Annotated in this window: 3 protein-coding genes; all 3 read left to right on the top strand. The window is 61.7% G+C overall.

From position 1 onward, the window contains the following. The coding region (locus V6C16_RS12655; protein ID WP_333543375.1) for an aldo/keto reductase at positions 1 to 288 on the top strand (288 nt) is incomplete at its 5' end. A 110-nt stretch (positions 289 to 398) separates the two neighbouring features. Beyond that, the gene (locus tag V6C16_RS12650) at positions 399 to 914 is read left to right on the top strand and encodes a nuclear transport factor 2 family protein (RefSeq protein WP_333536520.1); all 516 of its coding nucleotides are present in this window, start codon (positions 399 to 401) and stop codon (positions 912 to 914) included. A 2-nt stretch (positions 915 to 916) separates the two neighbouring features. Beyond that, positions 917 to 1,663 (top strand): SMP-30/gluconolactonase/LRE family protein (locus tag V6C16_RS12645; RefSeq protein ID WP_333543374.1); only part of this gene is annotated, 747 nt, incomplete at its 3' end.

Raw genomic sequence — 1,663 nt, 5'->3', positions numbered from 1 at the left:
CGAAGATCCGCTCCGGCCATGCAACAGCTTATTGAGCAGCGCCGTCCGCAGCTGGAAAAATACGAAGCCCTGTGCGACAAAATCGGCGAACGCCCGGCCGACGTGGCTCTTGCCTGGCTGCTCCATAACCCCGTAGTGACCGCGCCCATCGTCGGCCCGCGCATCGTGGACCAACTGACCCAGGCTCTCCCGGCCATCGACGTCAAGCTTTCTCCGGAAACCCTGAAAGAGCTCGACGCGATTTTCCCCGGCCCCGGCGGCGAAGCCCCGCAGGCGTACTCCTGGTAAAGACGGACCGCGGGCCCATGCCCCGGATTCCCGGAAGTGCTCTTCGGGCGGCCCCCAAGCACGAGGAGCACTCTTCCATCAACGACACATTTTTACCGAAGGCGGTGAATATGGGATCCACTGAACCGCTCACCCTGGAACAACGGGTGACGCGCCTTGAAGATATGGAAGCAATCAAGAAGCTCAAGGCCCGGTATGCAGAATTTCTTGACGCCGGGTACGACCCGGAAGGCATCGCGGGACTTTTCGCCGAGGACGGCAGATGGATCATCGAAGGCGTGACCATCACCGGCACTGAAGCCATCAAGGAACAATGCCGCCGGCTGGTCCACGGTCAGCCCTGGTCCTGCCACAACATCACCCCCTCGATTATCGAGATAGACCCGGACGGCACGCGGGCCACAGGCAGTTTTTACATGCTGACCTTCCTGACCTTGCGGGACACCCAGGGCAAAGACGGCGCCTTTTTCCTGCCCGGCATTTTCCGGGACACCTTCATCAAGAAGAACGGCCGCTGGTACATTCAGGAAGTGGAGGCCCACGTGCGCCAAGCCGCGCCCTGGACCGAAGGCTGGGTCAAGGGCGGATTCGCACAGGGCTTTTTCGATCTCAAAAACGGAGAATAACAATGCATAAAACACTTCTCAGAATGCTCGCGGTCACCGCGCTTCTGTTCGCTTCACTGGGCGCTGCTCCGCTTCACAGCCTGGCCGCTGGCCTCGCCTATGACGAGCATACCAGAGGCCCGGCGCCCATTCCGCCTTCGGAGCGCAACCTGCAGACCGTGACCGCGGAACAGTGGCTCAAAGTGGCGGACAAAAACGACATCCTGGAAGGCGCCATTTTCGATGCCAGGGGCAATCTCCTCTTCTGCGACGTCAGCAACGGGCGGGTGCTGCGCGCCACGCCGGACAAGAAACTCTCGACCTTCGTTGATCTGGACGGCTATTCGCCGGGCGGCATCGCCTTCCATAAAGACGGGCGCCTGTTCATCGCCGCCCTGGATTCCACCTACACCAAGGGGGCCATCTTCGCGGTAAACCCGGACGGCAAGGGTCTGCGCGCAATCGTCTCGCCTGACGCCGGATACCTGCCCAACGACCTGGTCATGGACGCGCACGGCGGTTTTTATTTCACGGACTTCAAGGGTTCGCCCACGCAGCCCAAGGGCGGGGTCTACTATGTCTCGCCTGATTTCAAGACCATAACCTGCGTGGCGCCAAACCTGGCCATGGCCAACGGCGTGGCCCTCAGCCCGGACGGGGCGTACCTGTGGGTCACGGAATTCGGCCGTAACCTGCTGCATCGGGTGGAATTGGCGGACGCAACGACCATGGGCCCCATCGGCACGTCCATCCCGTACCGCTTCGCCGGC

Origin of the sequence: Desulfovibrio sp. 1188_IL3213 (genome assembly GCF_036763145.1) — a bacterium.
Taxonomy (GTDB): domain Bacteria; phylum Desulfobacterota; class Desulfovibrionia; order Desulfovibrionales; family Desulfovibrionaceae; genus Desulfovibrio.
The sequence above is the reverse complement of the archived record's forward strand: the minus strand, read 5'-3'. Positions and strand labels throughout refer to the sequence as shown.

Coding starts and splice junctions, on each gene's coding strand:
- V6C16_RS12650 (WP_333536520.1), top strand. CDS start 399: ATGGGATCCACTGAACCGCTCACCCTGGAACAACGGGTGACGCGCCTT.